Annotated in this window: 17 protein-coding genes and 1 riboswitch; of the genes, 9 read left to right on the plus strand and 8 right to left on the minus strand. The window is 72.4% G+C overall.

Annotated features, from left to right (window positions below):
* Positions 1 to 8 precede the first annotated feature (8 nt).
* Positions 9 to 800: an enoyl-CoA hydratase/isomerase family protein gene (locus ACIQU6_RS19830; RefSeq protein ID WP_403482940.1), complete on the minus strand. Its 792-nt coding sequence runs from the start codon at positions 798 to 800 to the stop codon at positions 9 to 11.
* A gap of 29 nt (positions 801 to 829) precedes the next feature.
* A complete protein-coding gene (locus tag ACIQU6_RS19835) occupies positions 830 to 2,011 on the minus strand; it encodes a CaiB/BaiF CoA transferase family protein (RefSeq protein ID WP_403482941.1) in 1,182 nt (393 codons plus the stop codon).
* Between the two features lie 202 nt (positions 2,012 to 2,213).
* Between ACIQU6_RS19835 and ACIQU6_RS19840 the strand changes: the two genes are divergently transcribed.
* Positions 2,214 to 2,672 (plus strand): MarR family winged helix-turn-helix transcriptional regulator, encoded by a 459-nt coding sequence (locus ACIQU6_RS19840; RefSeq protein WP_403482942.1) that lies wholly within the window; start codon positions 2,214 to 2,216, stop codon positions 2,670 to 2,672.
* Between the two features lie 250 nt (positions 2,673 to 2,922).
* Here ACIQU6_RS19840 and ACIQU6_RS19845 read toward each other — a convergent pair whose 3' ends face one another.
* From ACIQU6_RS19845 to ACIQU6_RS19855, 3 genes are all read right to left on the minus strand, one after another.
* A complete protein-coding gene (locus tag ACIQU6_RS19845; protein ID WP_403482943.1) occupies positions 2,923 to 4,404 on the minus strand; it encodes an NADH-ubiquinone oxidoreductase-F iron-sulfur binding region domain-containing protein in 1,482 nt (493 codons plus the stop codon).
* Complete coding sequence (locus ACIQU6_RS19850; protein WP_403482944.1) at positions 4,401 to 5,324, minus strand: hypothetical protein; 924 nt, start codon at positions 5,322 to 5,324, stop codon at positions 4,401 to 4,403. Before ACIQU6_RS19850 ends, ACIQU6_RS19845 begins: the two co-directional genes overlap by 4 nt.
* Before the next feature lie 479 nt (positions 5,325 to 5,803).
* A complete protein-coding gene (locus ACIQU6_RS19855) occupies positions 5,804 to 6,250 on the minus strand; it encodes an anthrone oxygenase family protein (RefSeq protein ID WP_403482945.1) in 447 nt (148 codons plus the stop codon).
* An 89-nt stretch (positions 6,251 to 6,339) separates the two neighbouring features.
* Between ACIQU6_RS19855 and ACIQU6_RS19860 the strand changes: the two genes are divergently transcribed.
* Entirely contained in the window at positions 6,340 to 6,918 is a 579-nt protein-coding gene (locus ACIQU6_RS19860; RefSeq protein WP_403482946.1) for a TetR/AcrR family transcriptional regulator, read from the plus strand.
* 697 nt (positions 6,919 to 7,615) lie between these two features.
* Positions 7,616 to 8,077, plus strand: coding sequence for a GNAT family N-acetyltransferase (locus ACIQU6_RS19865; protein WP_403482947.1), 462 nt, complete (start codon positions 7,616 to 7,618; stop codon positions 8,075 to 8,077).
* Between the two features lie 166 nt (positions 8,078 to 8,243).
* Here ACIQU6_RS19865 and ACIQU6_RS19870 read toward each other — a convergent pair whose 3' ends face one another.
* Positions 8,244 to 8,894 carry a CatB-related O-acetyltransferase gene (locus ACIQU6_RS19870; protein ID WP_403482948.1) on the minus strand — a complete coding sequence of 217 codons (651 nt, stop codon included), beginning with the start codon at positions 8,892 to 8,894 and terminating at the stop codon, positions 8,244 to 8,246.
* Between the two features lie 68 nt (positions 8,895 to 8,962).
* Entirely contained in the window at positions 8,963 to 10,597 is a 1,635-nt protein-coding gene (gene abc-f / locus ACIQU6_RS19875; RefSeq protein ID WP_403482949.1) for a ribosomal protection-like ABC-F family protein, read from the minus strand.
* A 155-nt stretch (positions 10,598 to 10,752) separates the two neighbouring features.
* Here abc-f and ACIQU6_RS19880 point away from each other — a divergent pair, with 155 nt between their 5' ends.
* On the plus strand, positions 10,753 to 11,445 hold the full coding sequence (locus tag ACIQU6_RS19880; RefSeq protein ID WP_403482950.1) for a TetR/AcrR family transcriptional regulator: 693 nt from the start codon (positions 10,753 to 10,755) through the stop codon (positions 11,443 to 11,445).
* 63 nt (positions 11,446 to 11,508) lie between these two features.
* Here ACIQU6_RS19880 and ACIQU6_RS19885 read toward each other — a convergent pair whose 3' ends face one another.
* A complete protein-coding gene (locus tag ACIQU6_RS19885; RefSeq protein WP_403482951.1) occupies positions 11,509 to 12,090 on the minus strand; it encodes a TetR/AcrR family transcriptional regulator in 582 nt (193 codons plus the stop codon).
* Between the two features lie 119 nt (positions 12,091 to 12,209).
* Here ACIQU6_RS19885 and ACIQU6_RS19890 point away from each other — a divergent pair, with 119 nt between their 5' ends.
* From ACIQU6_RS19890 to ACIQU6_RS19910, 5 genes are all read left to right on the plus strand, one after another.
* The gene (locus ACIQU6_RS19890) at positions 12,210 to 13,130 is read left to right on the plus strand and encodes a zinc-binding dehydrogenase (protein ID WP_403482958.1); all 921 of its coding nucleotides are present in this window, start codon (positions 12,210 to 12,212) and stop codon (positions 13,128 to 13,130) included.
* A 185-nt stretch (positions 13,131 to 13,315) separates the two neighbouring features.
* Positions 13,316 to 16,114, plus strand: a complete 2,799-nt coding sequence (locus ACIQU6_RS19895) for a GNAT family N-acetyltransferase (protein ID WP_403482952.1) — start codon at positions 13,316 to 13,318, stop codon at positions 16,112 to 16,114.
* Positions 16,115 to 16,287: 173 nt separating this feature from the next.
* The gene (locus ACIQU6_RS19900) at positions 16,288 to 17,358 is read left to right on the plus strand and encodes an aldehyde dehydrogenase family protein (RefSeq protein WP_403482953.1); all 1,071 of its coding nucleotides are present in this window, start codon (positions 16,288 to 16,290) and stop codon (positions 17,356 to 17,358) included.
* Between the two features lie 268 nt (positions 17,359 to 17,626).
* Positions 17,627 to 17,800: riboswitch (M-box (ykoK) riboswitch) on the plus strand.
* 311 nt (positions 17,801 to 18,111) lie between these two features.
* Positions 18,112 to 19,764 (plus strand): NRAMP family divalent metal transporter, encoded by a 1,653-nt coding sequence (locus ACIQU6_RS19905; RefSeq protein WP_403482954.1) that lies wholly within the window; start codon positions 18,112 to 18,114, stop codon positions 19,762 to 19,764.
* Between the two features lie 105 nt (positions 19,765 to 19,869).
* Positions 19,870 to 20,205, plus strand: coding sequence for a hypothetical protein (locus ACIQU6_RS19910; RefSeq protein WP_403482955.1), 336 nt, complete (start codon positions 19,870 to 19,872; stop codon positions 20,203 to 20,205).
* The last annotated feature ends 108 nt before the right edge of the window (positions 20,206 to 20,313 follow it).

The raw sequence follows: 20,313 nt of genomic DNA on the forward strand, positions 1-20,313 counted from the left end.
GTCGGCGGTCAGGCACCCGTGAAGCGCGGTCGGCGACGCTCCTGTTGGGCCCGGACGCCCTCGCGGAAGTCGTCCGTGGTGGTCGTCACGGGCTGGGCGAGAGCCTCCCAGGCAAGGGCCTGTTCGACGGTGGGCCGCCCCTGGGCCAGGCCGCTCTTGGTCAGCCGGACCGCCAAGGGGGCCGCCGCGGCGATCTCCTCGGCCACGCCGAGCGCGGTGTCGAGCACCTGGTCGGCGGGGACCGCGGACTGCACCATCCCCATGTCCGCGGCCTGCGCGCCGCTCACCAGCCGGCCGGTCAGCAGCAGTTCACGGGCCCGCGGCAGCCCGACGGCCTCGGCCAGCGTCGCGGTGGTGGCCATGCCGGCGTGCAGCCCGAGCCGGACGAACGGCGCACCCAGCTTCGCGTCCTCGGCGGCGTACCGCAGGTCGCAGGCGAGCGCCAGGGCCAGTCCGGCACCCACCGCATGGCCGTTGACGGCCGCGACGGTGGGAACGGGCAGGTCACGGACGGCCAGCCAGGTCCGGTAGAAGTCCGACAGATGGGCCCGCGCGCCGGCGAGGCCCTGGTCGTGTTGGTCGCCGAGTTCGCCGAGGTCGGCGCCCGAGCAGAACGCGGGGCCGGTGCCGGTGACCACAACGGCGCGCAGGTCGGGGGAGTCGTGAAGGGACCGGAGGGCGCGCCGCCACTCCTCGGTCAGCCGACTGGTCATCGGGTTGCGCCTGGCGGGGTTGTCGAAGGTGAGCACGGTGATGCCGTGCGGGCGGTGCTCGACGCGCAGCGGTTCCTGCTCGCTCATGAGGGACCTCAATTCCGGGAGTTGGGGACTCAGGCGGCCGGGCTGCGGCCGATCTCGGCGAACACTTCCTCGGTGTGCTCACCGAGCGCCGGGCAGTGCCGGTGCAGACCGGCCGGGGTCGCCCAGTACCGCACCGGCTGCCCGATCAGGTAGTAGCCGCCCTCGGTGGGGTGCTCGACGGTCTTCAGCAGCTCGCCCTCGACGGCGTAGTCGCTGTTGGCGGCCTCGTCCAGGCTCAACACCGGGGCCGCCGGAATGCTGGCGGAATCGCAGAACGACTGCCACTCCGCGTTGGTGTGATGGACAGTCAACTCGGCCACCAGGGCGTAGAGTTCGTCGACGTTGCGGGCGCGCTCGGGCAGCGAGGCGAAGCGCGGCTCGTCGGCCAGCTCCGGGCGGCCGACGAAGGCGAAGAAGTCCCGCCAGTTGCGGTCGCTGTAGGGCAGGATGCACATCCAGCCGTCCGCCGTGCGGGAGGCGGTGCGCTGCGAACTGAGGGCCCGCCGATAGCCGATGGGCCCCTCCGGCGGATCCAGGGTCGCCGCGGCCAGGTGCTCGACCAGGTTGAAGGCCAACATGGTGTCGGCCATCGGAACCTCGACGTGCTGCCCCTGGCCGGTACGGTCTCGGTGGTGCAGCGCGGCAAGCGCCGACTGCACGATCACCAGGCCGCAGATCTTGTCCGCGAGGACCGTGGGGACGAAGTACGGGACCCCGCTGACCTGTTCGTTCAGCCACACCAGGCCGGAGGCCGCCTGCACGATGTCGTCGTAGGCGGCGTGTCCGCCGAGCGCGGAGTCGCTGCGGAAGCCCTGCGCGTTGAGGTAGACCAGGCCGGAGTTGGCGGCCGCCACCTCCTCGTAACCCAGGCCGAGCCGGGCCAGCGCCTGCGGCCGGACGTTGGTGAGGAACACATCCGCGGTCGCGAGCAGATCGAGCAGCGCCTCGCGGCCGCCCGGTGCCTTGAGGTCGACCACCACGCTGCGCTTGTTGCGGTTGAGATTGAGCGTCAGCGCGCCCATCCCGGGGTTGCGGGTCGGCGGGTAGTGGCGGGTCATGTCCCCGGCCGGCGGCTCGACCTTGATCACGTCCGCCCCGAGGTCCCCGAGCTGCTGCGCCGCGTACGGTGCCATGATCACGCTGGCCAACTCGACCACCCGCACGCCGCTCAACGGCCCCACGCCACCGGCCTGTTGCTGCCCTGCCGCCATGCCACGCCTCCGATCTCCTTCGGAACCGGCGCTGGCTGCCGGCCCGTTGAGAGAAGTCAAAGCCCGGGCAACCCATATCGTCCAATACTTCCTACTGCCACCTCCCATATGCTCTTCCATATGAAACGGGGTGGGCGCATCCGACTGGCCCCTCGCTCCTTCTCCGCGGATGGCCGAAGCGCGCCCTGGGTAAGGTGCCTCCATGTCCCAGCCGAACGCCACGGATTCCCGTCTGCTCACCGAGGCCGTCACGCGCCTGCGACGCTCCCTGCGCGCCTCGATCCGCACCGACTATCCGTGGGAGACGCTGCCCATGGCCCAGGTCGAACTGCTCCAGGTCCTCGCCGAGCATTCACCGGCCCGGGTCGGCGACCTGGCGACCCGCCAGCGGCTCGCCGTCAGCACGGTCAGTGGGCTCATCGGACAGATGATCAACGCCGGTCTGGTCGCCCGGGCCGTCGACCCCGCGGACCGCCGCGCCTCCGTCGTCACCCTCACCGAGCAGGGCGGCGAGCAACTGGCCGCCTGGACCCGTGCCCACGAGAGGCGCCTGGAGTCCGCGTTGGGCTCGTTGGACGAGCCCGACCGCGCCGCCGTACGGGCCGCATTGCCGGCACTCTTCCGGGTCGCGGAGTTCTTGGAGGACCGGGGGAGTGCCTGACGGAGGCGCCGCCTTTCGGCAACGGTCTCTCCACCGCAGGTAATTGACGCCTGCTCAGCCATACGCGAGGAACGGTTCGGCGAGCGCCAGTCCGGGCAGGGGACGCCGCCAGGAGGCGGTCCCCGGCCGGCGGACGGGTGCGAATTCTTCCGTGGTGCGGTGGTGCGGTGGTGTGCCCGGAGTTTCGGCGCACGGGTCCCGCACGGCCGACCGGCGTCACCACCGACGACCCCGTCACCGAGCAGACCGGTCAGCCGCGGTGCCGGAGCCGAATCGCCAGGGCCGGGCACTGGCTGACCGCACGACGGGCGCCGTGCTCCTGCCAGGAGGCGACCGGCATGGCGGTGGAGGTGGGATAGCCGTGCGGGCCGAGACGGACGAGGTCGGGAGCCAACACGGCGCACAGGCCATGGCCGGCGCAGCGGGACCAATCCACCTCCAGCCGGGCGCCGTTGGCGCGCGGCAGCGGCAGTACGCCGCGCACCGGACGGCCGCAACCGGGACCGGCGAGGTGCGCGTCGACGTCCTCGGCGAAGACGTCCAGCGCGGTCAGCGCGAAGCGGGCCGTGCCGTCGGGGTGCGAACAGGCGCCCCCGCCCTGGGCCGCCCCGAGCGCGGACCGGGCGTCCTCCAGCGCCGAGGGCTCGGCGGCACCGGCGGCCAGCAGGGCCAGGGCCTCGGCGGCCGCGGGCAGGCCGCGCTTGCACGGCCCGCACTGGCCGGCCGACTCGGCCGCCAGCCAGGCCGCGACCTGGGCGATCTCGCCGAGCGGGCAGGTGCCGTCCGGCAGCGCAACGATCGCGCCCGCGCCGAGAGTTCCACCGCGGTCGGCCAGCCCGGCCCGGGAGAGCGGCACGTCGACGGCGTCCGTCGGCGGCAGCCAGGCACCGTGATAGCCACCCACCAGCACCCCGGCGCCCGGCCGGAGCCCACAGGCATCCAACACCAGACCCAGCCGGATGCCGGCCGGAACCTCGACCACCAGCGGATCGCCGTTCGGTTGGTTGACGGTGAGTAGGACCGTGCCGCCTTCGGCAGCGGTGCCGACGGCGGCATGGGCGTCGGGGCCGAGACGGGCCGCAACGGCGAGTTGGGCCCAGGTCTCGGCGTTGGAGAGCAGCGTGGGACGGCGGCGCACCCCGCCCGTTCCGCCGTCGGACGCGCGGGACTTCAACGGCGACGGCACCACCGGCAGACCGTTGACGCCACGGATCAGGGCCCCCGACTCACCGGAGACGAAGCGCTCCGGCAGGCACAACGTCCGGGCCTGGCAGGGAAGTTCGCGTTCGGCGAGGGCGGCCGGGACCGATATCTCGCCGGGGCTGCCCGCGGTGACGGCGATCACGATCTCCTCCGCGCCGAACGCCGCCGCGGCCAGACAGGCACCGTCCAACACCAGATGCGGAACGCGGGTGAGCAACATCTTGTCCTTGGCGCTGGCCGGTTCGCCCTCGGCGCCGTTGACCACGATGACGGGCGGTGCACCGGTGCGGTCGGCGGCGGCGAGCGCGGCCCGGGCCTTGCGGGCGAACGGGAAGCCGGCACCACCGCGACCGGGCAGCGCAACGGCGTCAGCCAGCGCGAGCAACTCCTCCCGGTCCAGTTGGCGCAGCGGTTGATGGGTACGGGCGTGCGCGGCGAGATCCAGGCGCTGGTGGCGGTCCAGACCGGCGGTGAGTCGGGCCGATCCCATCCAGCCGACCTCGGGCAGTTCCAGCGGGGCGTCGTTCACTCGCTGCCCCTCGGTCGGGCCCGCCGGAACGGTCGATGCCGCGGCCCCGCGGCGTGCCTGGGCTGCCCGGTCGGGCCGACGCCCCGTGCGGACCGCGGACGGGGCACCGCCGGCGTCGCGGACTCAGCCGCCCAGGCAGTTGTGCGGGCGCTGGTCACGGGCCGGGCGGACGGCGCGGACAAGGCAGCCAACGCGGCTGGGCGGGCGGAAGCGGGCCGGTACGCCTTGGCGCCCCGCCGCCGTCGACTCAGAGACCGACGATGCCCCAGGTAGGAAAGCCCGCGGACCAACAGCGCCAACGCCACCAGCGCCGCGCACAGGCCGTAACCCCACAGCACCCACACGTGCGCCGCGCGCCCCGCCGTCAGCCCGTGCACCAACGCGATCGGCCAACAGGCATACGCCGTCGCATGCAGCACCCGCCACAGCCACGGACGGCGGCAACCGGCGAACCGTCCACGGAACACACCGGTGGCCGCGATCAGGACGAGCAGATCGGCGGCGAGGGTGCCCAGGCTCACCGCGAGGGCGACGCGACCGGTGAACGGGACCACCGCGTTCTGCGCGGCGGTATGCCGCTCGACGACCTTGACGGCGATATGGGTACCGAGGAAGCCGAGCGCCCCGACGGCGCTCGCCCGATGCACGGACTGCATCGCCACCCGGAGCCGGGGGCTGAGCACCAGCCGGTCGGTGGCCACCAGTCCGCACACCACCACGGCGGTCAGCGAGATCAGGGTGAAGACGCCGGCGAAGTAGTCCAGGAAGGCCATCGTCCGGCCGGCCAGTGCGGCCGTCGCGGCGCCCGCCGAAGACTGGGCGAGCAGGGCGACGCTGGAAATGGGGACACCTTCTTCCGTGCACTCGGACCACGCAGCGGAGACCGCGGCGGGGCCGGATCGAGATCCCCCCATACTCATGTCGAGGAGAACACCGGCGGTATGCCGCAGCCGTCCTGCACGACATCGCACATTGTTAGCGCGTCCCCAGCCGGTGACAACGAACCCCGCTACGACCCGCGACCGTAGTGAGCGCCGACGGCGGCATGGGTTTCTCGGAGGTTCCGCGGGGACCGGCCGCGAGTTGGGCACTACTACCGCGGGTAGGAGCGCCGAGACGGATGTGACTGGTCTCACCCGCACCGGGCTGGCTCCCGGCGCCATGGGCCGCGACGAAAGCCGGCCCAGGCACTGCCTGGCTGGCTGCACGAGCGCGTGCCGAGCCGTGATCAACGAGCGGGTTCCCCCCCTCGCGTTGATCTTCGACCCGGCGGCTCGTCGTGCCGACACCTGCGCAACTGCCCGATGCGGAAGGGGGGTTGGTCGAGGCGTACCTGCCGACCGGCGAGTACGGCCCGCATCCGGATGGTGCGCCGCCGGCGCGGTGCCGGTCCGCGGGGTCAGGTGAGGGCGGCGACCAGCAGGGCGAAGGCGGCGATGATGACGGCGACGCGAGCGTGGTGGAAGCGCTCCCAGCGCTTCATCTGCTGCTTCCAGTCGGCGGGCCGGTTGTCGGGGGTCCAGGTCTTGTTCCGGTTGTTGATCGGGACGAGCAGCAGGACCGACATGATCACGCTGAGGATCAGCAGTGCGGCGGCGGTGACGATGAGGCCGGTGCCGTGGTGGTGCCATCCGGCGACGGCCCAGACCGCGACGAGGACGAGCGAGGTGACGTACCAGACCGGCATCACGGCGCCGAGCAGCCGGCCCCCGTGAGCGCGGCCGAGTTGACCACTGTCCTCCGGGAGGGCGTCCAGGATCCGGTTCACGACGAAGGCGACCGAGAACTCCACCCCCACCATCACGCCGACGACCACGGTGGTGAGGACCTGAAGTGCGTTGAGCATGATGACCCCTCGGGACCTAGCGCTGATAGCTGGCATGTCAACGCTAGTACTGCCGTCGCTTGTATGTCTAGCGGTGCTAGAATCGACTCATGTCGGTACAGGAACGCAAGGAGCGCGAACGGGCGGAGCGCGAGCGCCTCATCGTGGCGACGGCCCGCGAACTCGCCGAGCAGCAGGGCTGGGACGCGGTCACCACCCGCCGGCTCGCCGAGCGCATCGAGTACAGCCAGCCCGTCCTCTACAGCCACTTCCGCGGCAAGCGCGAGATCGTCGGCGCCGTCGCCCTCGAAGGCGCCGCCGAGATGGCCGCAGCGGTGCGGGCCGCGGCCCGCACCGCGGACGGCCCGCGCGCCCGGGTCACCACCCTCGCCCGCGCCTACCTCGACTTCGCCGCACACAACCCGGCGGTCTACGACGCGATGTTCCGACTCGACGGCGGCCTGGCCTTCGCGCAGGAGGACACCCCGGAACCCCTGAAGGACGCCTTCGCCGCCCTGCTGGAGAGCCTCGGGGAGGTCGCCGGGGCGGGCGTCCAACCGGGGCTGTTCACCGAGGTGTTCTGGGCGGCCCTGCACGGGATGGCGACCCTGACCCGGGCGGGACGGCTGCCACCGGAGGAGACCGAGCGGAGGACCGAACTGCTGGTGGACCGGCTCGCCATGCTCTGACGCACCGTCCCGACGGGCACGCAGCCGGGGGCCTCAAGTCCCGCTGCCTGCCCGCGGCATGCCCTCCGCTCACTCACGCCCACGCCGCGCAGCCGTCAGATCCCCCAGGCCGCGTCGGCTGTATGCCTGCTTGCCCGCTTGTCGTGGCCCGACCGTGGCAAGCCGGAGCAGGAGGAATCCGGCGCACTCTCTGGGGAATTCGGGGGGGATGACGCGGAGGGAACCCGTCGCGGCCGCTCGCGGGCTCGCCCGGCACCTCTTCGGCGACGCGCTCACCGTGGCCGTGGGCGGCAGCGTGCTCACCGAACGGCGCACCCCGACCTCCGACTTGGACATGCTCGTGGCGACCGGGCCGCGCCAGAACCCTTACCGCCACTCGTTGACGTGGGAAGGGCGGTCGGTGGAGGTACTGGGCGGCGCAGTCGGCCCTGCTGTCCGGTCGGCACTGGCAGGGCGCCGGGAAATGGCTGCTGCGCGAACTGCGCGACCTGCGCGAACTGCGCGAACTGCGCGACCACGACCCGGCGTTGGCCGATCGCCTGGCCCCCGCCCCGCCACCCCCGCCCGACTTGCCGAGGTCGCCCGGGGCGTGCTCGACGTCGTGGGCGGCCCGTCGCGAGCGGGCTACCGGGTGGCCGATCCACGTGTTCCATGACGTGACGGTGACGAGGCGCGCCATGTCTGCGAGACTGCCCGAGTGATCGTCAGACTCGCGCGCGAGCAGGACCTCCCCGGCCTTCTTGACCTGGCCGCCCAGGTCGAGCACTGGTTCGGCCCGATGGTCGAGGACCCGGGATTCCACCGCGCCGTGGACAGCCACCTACGCCGGTCCACGGCGCTCGTCGCCGTATCGGGGTCGGATGTCGTCGGTGGCCTGTTGTTCGGTGGCAACGCCCCGACCTACCACGTCGATTGGCTCGTCGTCTCGGAGGAGACGCGCGGAGGGGGCGTTGGCCGGGCCTTGGTCGCGGACGCGCTACGTCGGTTCGTCTCGGTACCGGGCCACATTGAGGTGATCACCTTCGGAGCCGACCATCCGGGCGCGACCGCCAGCGGCGCCCGCGTCTTCTACGAGCGCCTCGGCTTCAGTCCGGCCGAGGCCGCCGACCCCGGCCCGGAAGGCGGCTCACGGCAGGTCTATCGCCTGGCCGTCACCTGATACCCCGCACCGATGCTGAGGTTGAGTTCGGCGTCGGCGAACGGGATGGGGGTGGGGGTGGGCGATGCAGGCATGCTGACGGCGGCTCGATTCTGCGCGGGGGCGGGTCGGGGGAGTGGGACGGTGGACCTTGCGTTGATTCTCGCGTCTCGTTCATCTATGCCGCCTATTCCGTCAGTTCGGCCGCCGCGGCCTCCAAGTCGTCGATGCTGCCGGACATGATGGTGCGGACGTGTGCGGTGAGGTGCTGGAGCGGCCAGTCCCACCAGGCGAGGGCCCGGAGGCGCTCGATGTCGGGGTCGCTGTAGCGGCGGCGAATGAGGCGGGCGGGGTTGCCGCCGACGATGCCGTAGTCGGGGACGTCGTCGACGACCACGGCGCCGGAGGCGATGATCGCCCCGTGGCCGATGCGGACGCCCGGCATCACCATGGACCGGTAACCGAACCAGACATCATGGCCCACCACGGTGTCGCCCCGCCCTTCCAGGCCGGAGACGAGGTCGAAGTGCTCGGCCCAGGAGCCGCCCATGATGGGGAAGGGGAACGTGGAGGGGCCGTCCATGCGGTGGTTGGCGCCGTTCATGATGAACCGCACGCCCTCGCCCAGCGCGCAGAACTTTCCGATGACCAACTTCTCCGGCCCGTAGTGGTACAGCACGTTGCGGGTCTCGAAGGCGGTCGGATCGTCGGGGTCGTCGTAGTAGGAGAAGTCACCGACCTCGATCAGCGGTGAGGTGACCAGCGGTTTGAGCAGCACCACGCGCGGCTGGCCGGGCATCGGGTGCAGCACGGTGGGGTCGGCGGGAACAGGCGGCATCAAGGATGGCTTTCTCTCGGAAGGGCGCTGGGGTGTCTGACTGAGGGATGTCTGCGGGGCCGGAGGGCTCAGCGCTCGGTGGTGGACGTCTCGGTCGCCGGTATGTCCAGGCGGTCGCCCCGCCAGCGCCGTCGCAGCCGTCGATCGTGGCTGACGATGACGAGGGCGCCGTCGTACCCGTCCAGTGCGGTTTCCAAGTCCTCGACGAGGGCGGGCGACAGATGGTTGGTGGGTTCGTCGAGCAACAGGGCGTCCGCCGGCTCGCTGAGCAGGCGCGCCAGGGCCAGGCGTTGCAACTGCCCGGTGGACAACCGGCCGACGGGAACGGTGAGTTGCTCGCGGTCGAACAGGCCCAGGGACAGCAGCCGTTCGGCGTGCTCGTCGGTCCCCCCGGCCTCGACTCCGGTGGTCCGGCCGCGGGCGAAGGCGGCCAGCACGGTCTCCTCCGGTCTTCCGGGGCGCGGCTCCTGGGGGAGGTAGCCGATCCTGCCGCGGCAAACGACGCTCCCGCCGTCGGGGGCGACCTCCCCGGCCAGGACGCGGAGCAGGGTGCTCTTGCCCGCGCCGTTCGGCCCCGTGATCAGCAGGCGCTCGCCCGCCTTGACGGTGAGGCTCGTGCGGACGAGCCGGTCCCTGACGGCGAGGTCGGCGGCGTCGAGTACGACGCCCTCCAGGCGGCGGGCCCGTAGTACGGGGGTGAAGCGCAGCGGCTCCGGCGGGGGCGGAACGGGGTCGGCGAGAAGCCGGCGCAACCGTTCCTCGGCGTTGCGCACCCGACTGGCCAGCGACTGCTGCACCCGGCCGCCCGCCCGGTCGTAGGCCATCTTGTTGCCGTCCTTCATCGGGCGGCCGGGGGCCACTTGGCGGGCGGTGGTCGCCGCGGTCTCGCGGAGCCGGTCGACGTCGGCCCGCCACTGGTCGTGTGCCTGCGCCCAACGTTGCCGGGCCGCCGCCTTCTCGGCGAGGTAGCCGGCGTAGCCGTTGCCGTACCGGACGACGCGGCGCCGATCGGCGTCCACCTCCAACAGGCTGGTGGCGACCCGCTCCAGGAAGGCCCGGTCATGGGAGACCGCCACCGTGGTGCCCCGCCGGGTGCGCAGATGGTCTTCCAGCCACTGCAGGGCGGAGTCGTCGAGGTGGTTGGTGGGCTCGTCCAGCAGCAGCACCTCCGGTGCGGCCGCCAGGACGGCCGCCAGCCGCAACCTGACGCGTTCGCCGCCGGACAGGCTGCCCACGGTACGGTCACGGCCCACCAGGCCCAGGCCGAGACCGTGCAGGGCGCGTTCCACGCGGGCGTCGGCGTCGTAACCGCCGCGCAGTTCGAAGACGGTCATCAGCTCGCCGTACTCGGTCAGGACCGCCTCGTCGCCGTCGGCCATCGCGGCCTCCAGGCGGCGCATGCGCTCCTCGACGGCGCGCAGATCGCTCAACGCCCGGTCGATGACCTGCTGGACGGTCGCCTGCGGCACCATCCGTTCGTCCTGGGCGAGATAGCCGACGCCGCCGGTGGCCTGGACGACGACCTCGCCCTGATCGGGCCGTTCACGCCCGGCGAGCAGGCGCAGCAGGGTGGTCTTGCCCGATCCGTTCTCGCCGATGATCCCGGTCCGTTCGCCCGCGGCGAGCGAGCAGGTCACCGAGTCAAGAACGGGCCTGCCGTCGAAGGACTTGCTGACGGCGAGCGCGGTGATCTGGGTAGGCATACAAGGACTCCAAAGCATTCGAGAACGAGGCGGTCATCAAGGGCCGCGTGGCCGGGCGAACGCTTTGAAGGAACATCGATCACTCTCCTAGTGCGACAACTGCTGCTTTAGGATGTTGGCACAGCACCGCCCCCTGAGCAATCGGAAATCCAGTGATGACTCCCACAGGCAAAGAATCACCGCACGAGTCGCCCCAACAACCAACCCCTGGACGGGCGTCGGAACCAGAGGGCGCCCGGACGCCGCCCCGGCGCCGCCCCGGGGGCCGCACCGCCCGTATCCGCAGGCAGGTGCTCGACGCGGTCCTCGCGGAGCTCGGCGAACACGGCTATGACGGTCTCACCACGGACACCGTCGCCGCCCGCGCCGGCGTGCACCGCACAACGGTCTACCGGCGCTGGGGAGACGTCGGCGGCCTGCTCGCCGACGTCCTCGACGCGGCGGGCGACGACGACTGGCAGCCACCGGACACCGGCTCGCTGGAAGGAGACCTGACCGCGCTCAACGAGGAGATCCAGACCGCCCTCACGGCCCAACCGCCGGTCGTGACCGCGCTGATCGCCGCCTCCTTCCGCTCCGAGAAGGCCGCCGAAGCCCAACAGCGGCTCTGGGAGGACCGGTACGCCCGCTGCGAGGTCGTCGTCGCCCGGGCCGTCCAACGCGGCGAACTCCCACCCGACACCGACGCCAGGCAACTCCTCCTCGCCGCCACCGCCCCGCCCTACCACCAACTGCTGCTGCTCCGCCTGGCCCCCGACCCGCAACTCCCCGGCCGCGCGGCCAGAACCGCCGCCCTCGCGGCAGCCGCCGGCGCCTTCATCAAGCCACCGTCAACGGGCGGAGCCTGAGCGGTACTTCGGCGGCTGCGCACCGCTCATGGATCACCCGTCGAGAGGTGGGCAGCTTGTCGTTCAGCCGCGGTCGAGCAGCGCCAACGCCATCTGCTGGAGGGAGCGGGTGAAGCGACGCGGGTCGTCGGCCGGTGTCAGGCGGCGGATCAAGTCGCCGTCGAAGACGGCGAGTAGGGCGTGGGCCAGGAAGTCGGCGTCGAGGTCGGGGCGTTCGCCCGCGAACAGGGCGCTGAGATGGCGGTGCCAGAACTGGTAGCTGGGATCGCCGTACTTGTCCTCGGCGCAGGCCCGTTCGTGCGCGGAGAGCAGGGTGGCGTTGCCCTCGGCGATCGCGCCGAGCTCGTCGAGGAAGGTGAGCAGCCGTTCGCGGGTCGGCGCTCCGGGGCCCAGGGGCGGCGGCCCGTTGGTGACGGCCTCGCGCAGTTCGCGGGACCGCTCTTCCAGCAGCGCCTGCAGTAGGCCGGCACGACTGCCGAAGCGCCGGAACACGGTGCCCTTCCCGACCCCGGCGAGCGCGGCCACGCGGTCAAGTGACACATGGTCCCCGCCGCCTTCGGCCAGGAGCTGCTCGGTCGCACAGAGTACCGCGCGACGGTTGCGGGTCGCATCGGCGCGTTCGGTGCGGGTGCGTTCTCCGGTCATCTGTACCTCGCAGCTGGAGAGAAGAAGCACTAGACGGACTGTCAGTCCGGATATTACCGTGCATCAAACGGACTGACGGTCCGGATGGTGCACGGCTATCGAAGGGCATCTTCATGAGCATGCGCGCACTCGTCGTCGATCCCGACGCTCCCGGGGCGTTACGCCTCGGGTCGGTCGCGGCACCCCAGCCGGAACCACACCAGTTGGTGCTCGACGTCCGACACATCTCCCTCAACCGCGGCGAGGTCGCGTTCGCCGGACGTCGTCCGGCCGGGACCGTCCACGGCTACGACGCCGCCGGAGTCGTCGTGCGGGCCGCGGCAGACGGCAGCGGACCGTCCGCAGGGGCCAGAGTCGCGGCGTTCGGCGCCGGCGCATGGGCCCAGCGGATGGCCGTCGACACCACCGCCGTGGCGGAAGTCCCGGCCCAGGTCGACCTCGCCGACGCGGCGGCGCTGCCGATGGCCGGCATCACCGCACTCCGCGCGCTGCGCTCCCGTGCAATCCTGGGTCGACGGGTACTGATCACCGGCGCGGCGGGCGGCGTCGGCCGTTACGCGGTCCAACTGGCGGCCCTCGGCGGCGCCCATGTCATCGCCTCGGTGGGATCGTCGGCACGCGCTGACGGCCTGGCCGAACTGGGCGCCCACGAGGTGGTGGTCGGCCTGGAGGGCATCGACCGGCCGGTCGACCTCATCCTCGACAACGTCGGCGGCCCCCAACTCGCCGCCGCCTGGGAACTCCTCGCGCCGGGCGGGGGAGTGCAGACCATCGGCTGGGCCTCCGACGAGCCGGCGGAGTTCGCGCCGTACTCGCTGTTCTTCGTCGGACCGGCCAAGACGATCAGCACGTTCGGCGACGTCCATGAGGTCGGGCCAGACCTGGCCACCCTGTTGGGGTTCGTGGCGGACGGCCGGCTCTCCCCGGAGGTCGACCGGCGCGACTCCTGGGAGCGCATCGCCGAGGCCGCGCACACGCTGCTGGACCGGCGCGTTGCGGGCAAGGTGGTCCTCGACGTGGGGGCGGAGGCCGCTTCCTGACCCGTGGCTGCGCGGCCGCGTCGGTGACGAGCTACGGCCGGGCGGGCCGGCGGCAGGCGGACCCCGGCCGACCGGACGGAGTTGGGGTCGGACGGCCCCTGACGCCGCCCGGGCCGGGGCCCGCACGCTGAAGACGTCGCAGTTCGTGGCGACGGAACAGTGGGTCGCGGGGAGGGGAAGGCACCATGACGGACACGGCCACCGCCGTTCGCACCGTGTGTGCGACGGTCTGCGCGCTGCTCGCCGACGGCAGCACGGTCCGACTGCGGCCGGCGGACCCGGCGGACCGCGAGCAAGTGCTGCGCCTCTACGGCGAGATGTCCGCGGACAGCCTGCGCAACCGGTTCTTCATGGTCAGCCGACGCTCCGGCGAACGGGCCGCGGACCGGCTCTGCACCCGCGGCGGCCCCGGACACCGCACCCTCGTCGCCCTGCACGGCGACCGACTGGTCGGCGTCGCCGAGTACGAGACCGGCGATGCGCCGATCTCGGAGGAGAGCGCCCCGGCCGCCGCGGGGGTCGCCCCGACCACCGTCGAGACGGCCCGGACGACCACCACGCTCACCTCGACCACCGCCGAGATCTCCCTGGCCGTCGCCGACGACTTCCACCGCCGGGGCGTGGGGACCCTGCTGCTGGAACACCTCGTGCACACCGCCCGGGAGAACGGCGTCACCGCCTTCACCGCCGACGTGCTCGCCGACAACCACCCCATCCACCGCATCCTGGCCCACCTCGGCCTGCACGTCACCCGGCGGTACGAGGACACCACCGTGCACGGTGTCATCCGCCTCGAACCGGACGAGAAGTACCGCTGTGCCGTGGACCTGCGGGGCCGCACCGCCGGCACCGCGAGCCTGCGTCCGCTGCTGCGGCCCCGTTCGGTCGCCGTCATCGGTGCCGGCACCGAGCCCGGTTCCGCAGGTCGGGCCGTCCTGCACCACCTGCGCGAGGGCCACTTCCGCGGACTCCTCCACCCGGTCAACCCGCACGCCCGCACCGTCCTGCACATCCCGGCGTTCGCGTCCGTCGGTGACCTTCCGCACCCGCCGGACCTCGCCGTCCTGGCGGTGCCGGCCGCGGCCGTCCCGCGGGTCGCCGAACAGTGCGGCCGGGCCGGAGTGAAGGCCCTGGCGGTGGTGACCGCCGGCCTCGACGTCGTCCGCACCGCGGAGTTGACGGCGGCCTGCCGACGGTGGGGCATGCGGATGGCGGGTCCCAACTGCCTGGGCATCGCCAACACCGAACCCGACGTCAGCCTGGACGCGACCGTCGCCGTGGACCGACCGCTGCCCGGCGCGGCCGGCATCGCCGTCCAGTCGGGCGGCGTCGGGACCGTCCTCCTGGACGGACTCTCCCGCCTGGGCATCGGCGTCTCCAGCTTCGTCTCGCTCGGCGACGAGCGGGACGTCAGCGGCAACGACCTCCTCCAGTGGTGGGAGTGCGACGGCCGGACCGAACTGGCCCTGCTGCACCTGGAGTCGTTCGGCAACCCCCGCGCCTTCTCCCGTACCGCACAGCGCGTCACCCGGCGGCTGCCGGTGCTCACCGTCGACGCGGGACGTTCGACGGCCGGCCGCCGGGCCGCCGCCTCCCACATCGCAGCGCCGGCCGTCCCGCCCACGACCCGGCGCGCGCTGTTCCGACAGGCCGGCATCACCGCCACCGACACCCTCGGCGAACTCCTCGACACCGCGGCCCTGTTGCACTCCCAACCCTTACCCAACGGTCCGCGCATCGCCGTGATCTCCAACGCGGCCGGGGTCGACGTACTGGCCGCCGACGCCTGCGCCGACGCCGAACTCGACGTAGCGGAACTGCCGTTGGCCCTCACGGAGGAAATGCTCGGCGACCTGCCGGCGGGCGCCAGCGCCGGAAACCCGATCGACACCATGCCGTCCGTGACCGCGGCGGCGCTGCGCCGATGCCTGGACCGCCTCGCCGCCTCCGGAGCGGTGGACGCCATCCTGGTCGCCCTGGTCCCCACCGCCCTGACCGCCGCGGTGGACACCGACCCGACCACCGCACTCACCTCCGCCGCCGTCATGCCTTCCGGCGGTCGCTGCCCGATCCTCGCCGTCCGCCCCGACCAGCCCGAACGCGTCCGACTGCTGCACGCGGACGACGGGCGGGCCGTCCCCTCGTACGGCGAGGCGCGGTCGGCGGCCCGCGCGCTGCGCCATGCCGTGGCGCGCGCCCGTTGGCTTGCCCGCCCGCCAGGCTGCCTGGTGGAGTCGGCCGACACCGATGCCGTGGGAGCCCGTGCCCTGGTCGCCGAGTTCCTCGCCGAGGCCCCGGCCGGCGGCTGGCTGGACGCCCGCCAGACCGCCCGACTCCTGGACTGCTACGGCATCCCCCGTCTCCCACAGGCATACGTCACCACCGAGGAGGAGGCCGTCGACGCCGCCGCCCGACTGGCCAGTCGCTCCGGCACGGTGGCACTCAAGGCCGAGGGACCCGACCTCGTCCACAGGGCCGAGCGGGGCGGCGTGTTCCTCGACCTCCGCGGCCGGCACGCCGTGCGGACCGCCTTCCGCGCCCTGGCCGCCCGCCTCGGCACGGCCATGACCGGCGCGCTGGTCCGACCGATGGCGGAACGCGGCACCGAACTCCTCGCCGGCGTCGTCCAGGACGAGGTCTTCGGCGCCCTGGTCGTCTTCGGCCCCGGCGGCACCACCGGCGAACCGCTCACCGGCCACGCCGCCCGCCTCGCCCCCCTCACCGACAACGACGTCCACGATCTACTCACCACGCCCCGCTGCGCCCCACTCCTCTTCGGTCACCGCGGCGCCCCACCGGCCGATCTGGCCTCCCTCAAGGACCTGTTGGCCCGCCTCTCCCAGCTGGCCGACGACCTCCCCGAACTGGCCCAGGCCACGTGCACCCCGGTCATCGCCCGCCCCGACGGCAGCACCGTCGTCGACGCGCGCATCCGCCTCCTACCGCGCCGGCCGACCGACCCCTATCTGCGCCGCCTGCCGTGAAGGCCGACGGCGCGTCCCGGAACGCCCGCCGGCAGGACGGAAGTTGGCGCATCGATTGGTGGAACAGGCGTGTATCAGCTGCGCGGGCATCCGGGGGAGTTCGCCGAGTCCGACGGCGCGGACGCGGACCGGGCGGCGGCCGCCGCGGCCGCCGCGGCCGCCGCGCTGCCCGGGTGGCGGGCGCTGGGCCCGATCCGACGGGCCGCCCACCTCACCGCCCTCGCCGCCAACTCGCCGACCGTGAGGACGAGTTCACCGACGCCGTCGTCCGCGAGCAGGGCAAGCTGCGGGCCGAGGCCCGGGGCGAGGTGGCGCGGATCCGCGCGGTACTGGAGTTCACCGCCGGCCGGGCCCGGCTGCTGGGCGGGGTCACCGCACCCGTCGAGGAGGAACGCACCTTCGCCTACACCTTCCGCCGCCCGCTCGGCGTCGTCGGACTGGTCTCGCCCCGGAACCTCCCGCTCGCCATCCCGGTCTGGAAGGTCGCCCCGGCACTGCCCTCCGGCTGCACCGCGGTCCTCAAGCCGTCCCCACTGACCCCGCTGACCGCCGCACTGTTGACCGACGCGGCGCAACGGGCCGGGGTCCCCGACGGCGTGCTCAACCTCGTCCAGGGGGACGCCACAGCCGGCGCCGCGCTGGTCGCACACCCCCAGGTCGCCGGCATCAGCTTCACCGGCTCGCTCGCCGTCGGCACCGCCATCCACACCGCGAGCGCGCGGCGGCATCGGCATCGCCGTGGTGGCCGGCACCCCGCTCGGCGACCGCCTGGCCGTGGAGTCCGTCCTCGACGAGCGCCTGGTCCTGATCGCCGCCCCGACCACCCGCTGACCGGCCGCACCGCCGTGGCGCCGGACGACCCGGCCGCCGCCGGCGCCCGCCTCCTGCTCCGCGAACCGGGTCCACAGACCCGTGCGCTTCAGGAACGCGTGCTGGCCGACCGGGAGTTGGGCGCCGTCCCGCGTGCGGATACCTGGGGCCCGGAGGCGGTCAAACAGTGCGTCGCGGCCGGCGTGGGCCTGGCGCTGATCTCCGAACACGCCGTCGTCCACGAACTGCGCGCCGGCACCCTCACCGCGCTGCCCGTCACCCCGACCCCGCGCCCCCGCCCGATCAGCCTCGTCCACCGCCGCGACCGCCTGCTGTCCCCCGCGGAACGGGCGTTCCTGGACGTGCTCCGCGGCGTGCGGCACTGGCCGGGGGAGCCCGACGACGACCCCGGAGCCCCTGCTCCCGCAACGTGAAGGACTCGGGCAACCCGCTTGACCACGACGTGCTCTCCCGGTCGCCGACTGCGCGTCAACCAGTCTTCCCCCAGGAGTAGTTGAGCTGAGCATCGCCGGCCAGGCAGTCCAGGCACGCGCGCCCGTCCCACCACAACTCCCAGGCATGGCGACTCGTCCGCCCACCTCCGCCAGTCAGACCGCGCGGCGCCGGTCAAGGTTGAGTCAAAGAGTTGCGTATCCATGCAAGTACGGGGGTAGGATTTCAGCCGTTCGAAGAGAAGAAACAGAGGCACCTCGTTCGGTGAGGCGTCTTCGCGGACACAGGCCACTGACCCCACGACGTCGAGAGACGCCCAGGTTCAGGACAGGTCTCCCCGACCTAAGGGGTGACCCCAAGTGGCTTCCCCCGTACGGGGATTACGCCGTGGAGTGCCAAAGCTCTGACGAGTTGGGGTGAGCCGGTCATCGTGGACCGGCCTGCTCTTTGCCGTGTCCGTTTGGCGCCCGCGTGCGCCCCGGCCGGAAGGAGGCGAGAGACACCATGGACGGCCATTGCAGTAGTCCGGGCCACAGTCGGCCCCATATGCGTATGTCTTCTCCGATGTCTTCTTCGACCTCCGGTACGCAGTAACAACCTCCTGCTCGATATAGGCACCCTCCCCCCACGCACCCGTGCGGCCACCTGCCGTGCCGGGGCGCTGTGCTGCGCGTTCGCAGGGGGATCGTTGCCGCGTGCCCCAAACCTCCCCCGTTGGGGGACGGGAGACTTCCATGACCAACCTGACCACCACCACTGCCACGCCATCGACTCCGCCGCAGTCCAGCGCGGTGCTCGACGACGCCCACATCGGTGACATCCGCGGTGCGCTCGGCACCATCAGGGTCGACGACACCGCCCCGCGCCTGGGGCTCTCCGCCAAACTCAAGACGCTGCTCGCGATAGTCGGCCCCGGCCTGATCGTGATGGTCGGCGACAACGACGCCGGCGCCTTCGCCACCTACGGCCAGGCCGGCCAGAACTACGGCACCAGCCTGCTGTGGACCCTGCTCCTGCTCGTTCCCGTCCTCTACGTCAACCAGGAGATGGTGCTGCGACTCGGCGCCGTCACCGGGGTCGGCCACGCGCGCCTGATCCTGGAGCGGTTCGGCAAGTTCTGGGGCGCCTTCTCCGTCATCGACCTGTTCCTGCTCAACGCGCTGACCCTGGTCACGGAGTTCATCGGCATCACCATGGCCGCCGACTACCTGGGCCTGCCCAAGACCGGCTCGGTGATCCTGGCCGCCGCCATCATCATCGCCTCCGCCTTCACCGGCTCCTTCCGCCGCTTCGAGCGGATCGCCGTCGCCCTGTGCATCGGGTCGCTGCTCCTGGTCCCGCTCTACTTCATGCTCCACCCCAAGACCTCGCAGATGGCGCACGACTTCGTCATTCCCACCATCCCCGGCGGCAACGGCGAGCTGGCCACCGTGATGCTGCTGATCATCGGCATCGTCGGCACCACCGTCGCCCCCTGGCAGCTCTTCTTCCAGCAGTCCTACGTCATCGACAAGCGCATCACCCCGCGCTTCATGAAGTACGAGAAGGCCGACCTGTGGATCGGCATCGCCATCGTGATCGTCGGCGCCGCCGCCATGATGGGCCTGGTCGCTACCGCCTTCGCCGGCACCAAGGGCTTCGGCAACTTCACCGACACCGCGGGCCTGATCACCGGCATCGAGGCCAAGGCCGGCAAGGTCGCCGGAGTGCTCTTCGCCATCGCCCTGCTGGACGCGGCGATCATCGGCGCCTTCGCCGTCTCCCTGTCCACCGCCTACGCCATCGGCGACGTGTTCGGGATGAAGCACTCCCTGCACCGCGGCATCAAGGGAGCCAAGGGCTTCTACGCCGTCTACGCCGGCCTGGTCGCCGCGGCCGCCACCATCGTGCTGATCCCCGGCTCCCCCCTCGGCCTGCTCACCCAGGGCGTGCAGACCCTCGCCGGCGTGCTCCTGCCCTCCGCCACGGTCTTCCTGCTGCTGCTCTGCAACGACAAGCAGGTCCTCGGACCGTGGGTCAACGGGCCCAAGACCAACGCCTTCACCGCCGCGGTCGTCGGCATCCTGGTTTCGCTGTCGATCATCCTGACCGCCTCGGTGCTCTTCCCCGACATCAGCGCGGGCACGATCCTCGACATCATGGCCGGCTGCGGCGTCGCCGGGGTACTCGCCGCCGGCTACGCCTTCACCCGCCGGCGCACCGCCACCAAGGAAGACCCCATCGACCGCACCGGCCGCGCATCCTGGCGGATGCCGCCGCTCGCGACGCTGACCCGCCCCACCATGTCCACCGGCCGCAAGCTCGGCATGGGAGCCCTGCGCACCTACCTGCTGATCGCGATGATCCTCGTCGTCATCAAGATCGTCCAGGTCGCCCTCGGCAACTGACCGGCACGCGTCGGCACTTGACCATTCCCCTACCGGGGGTGGCGGCGGACCTCCCCGCCCGCCGCCACCCCCCCCATCACCCCGCACGGAGAAGGGAGGGCAGCCATGCGCCTTCTCCCGCAGCTCACCAAACTCACCGCACCGGCCCGCCGGCGGCACCACGCCACCGACGACCGGCCGACCTCGCCCACCACCAACCACCACTGCCCGCACCTGCGGTTGGCCCTGCACGACGGCACCGAGCGGGACTACCTGCTCGGCGGCCCCAGTACCTGCTCCAGCCCCACCGGCCCATGTGCCACCTACGAACCGCGCGTGCACCTGGCCTACCTCCTCGCCCATCAGGGCCACGACGCCCACTGGCTCGCGCACCACGCCGACCTGCCGCTACCCGCGGCCGAACGCATCGCCGACGCCGCCACCACACCCCCGGGCAGATAAGGCCAACACAGTGAGGCGGGGGCCGGCACCGGGGGGCCCCCCCCCCGCGGCCCCCCCCCCCCAGCCCGCAGGACCCAACAGTGGCCGGGGGACCCCCCCCCCCCCACC

This window comes from Streptomyces sp. NPDC090442, assembly GCF_044769405.1.
Classification (GTDB): domain Bacteria; phylum Actinomycetota; class Actinomycetes; order Streptomycetales; family Streptomycetaceae; genus Streptomyces.

What these genes read in the sequence shown, in the direction of transcription:
- ACIQU6_RS19855 (WP_403482945.1), bottom strand. Translation starts at nt 6,250, where the DNA reads ATGCTCAACGCACTTCAGGTCCTCACCACCGTGGTCGTCGGCGTGATG.
- ACIQU6_RS19910 (WP_403482955.1), top strand. Translation starts at nt 19,870, where the DNA reads ATGCGCCTTCTCCCGCAGCTCACCAAACTCACCGCACCGGCCCGCCGG.
- ACIQU6_RS19840 (WP_403482942.1), top strand. Translation starts at nt 2,214, where the DNA reads ATGTCCCAGCCGAACGCCACGGATTCCCGTCTGCTCACCGAGGCCGTC.
- ACIQU6_RS19835 (WP_403482941.1), bottom strand. Translation starts at nt 2,011, where the DNA reads ATGGCGGCAGGGCAGCAACAGGCCGGTGGCGTGGGGCCGTTGAGCGGC.
- ACIQU6_RS19850 (WP_403482944.1), bottom strand. Translation starts at nt 5,324, where the DNA reads ATGAGTATGGGGGGATCTCGATCCGGCCCCGCCGCGGTCTCCGCTGCG.
- ACIQU6_RS19890 (WP_403482958.1), top strand. Translation starts at nt 12,210, where the DNA reads ATGCGCGCACTCGTCGTCGATCCCGACGCTCCCGGGGCGTTACGCCTC.
- ACIQU6_RS19895 (WP_403482952.1), top strand. Translation starts at nt 13,316, where the DNA reads ATGACGGACACGGCCACCGCCGTTCGCACCGTGTGTGCGACGGTCTGC.
- ACIQU6_RS19880 (WP_403482950.1), top strand. Translation starts at nt 10,753, where the DNA reads ATGACTCCCACAGGCAAAGAATCACCGCACGAGTCGCCCCAACAACCA.
- ACIQU6_RS19870 (WP_403482948.1), bottom strand. Translation starts at nt 8,894, where the DNA reads ATGCCGCCTGTTCCCGCCGACCCCACCGTGCTGCACCCGATGCCCGGC.
- ACIQU6_RS19905 (WP_403482954.1), top strand. Translation starts at nt 18,112, where the DNA reads ATGACCAACCTGACCACCACCACTGCCACGCCATCGACTCCGCCGCAG.
- ACIQU6_RS19830 (WP_403482940.1), bottom strand. Translation starts at nt 800, where the DNA reads ATGAGCGAGCAGGAACCGCTGCGCGTCGAGCACCGCCCGCACGGCATC.
- abc-f (WP_403482949.1), bottom strand. Translation starts at nt 10,597, where the DNA reads ATGCCTACCCAGATCACCGCGCTCGCCGTCAGCAAGTCCTTCGACGGC.
- ACIQU6_RS19860 (WP_403482946.1), top strand. Translation starts at nt 6,340, where the DNA reads ATGTCGGTACAGGAACGCAAGGAGCGCGAACGGGCGGAGCGCGAGCGC.
- ACIQU6_RS19885 (WP_403482951.1), bottom strand. Translation starts at nt 12,090, where the DNA reads ATGACCGGAGAACGCACCCGCACCGAACGCGCCGATGCGACCCGCAAC.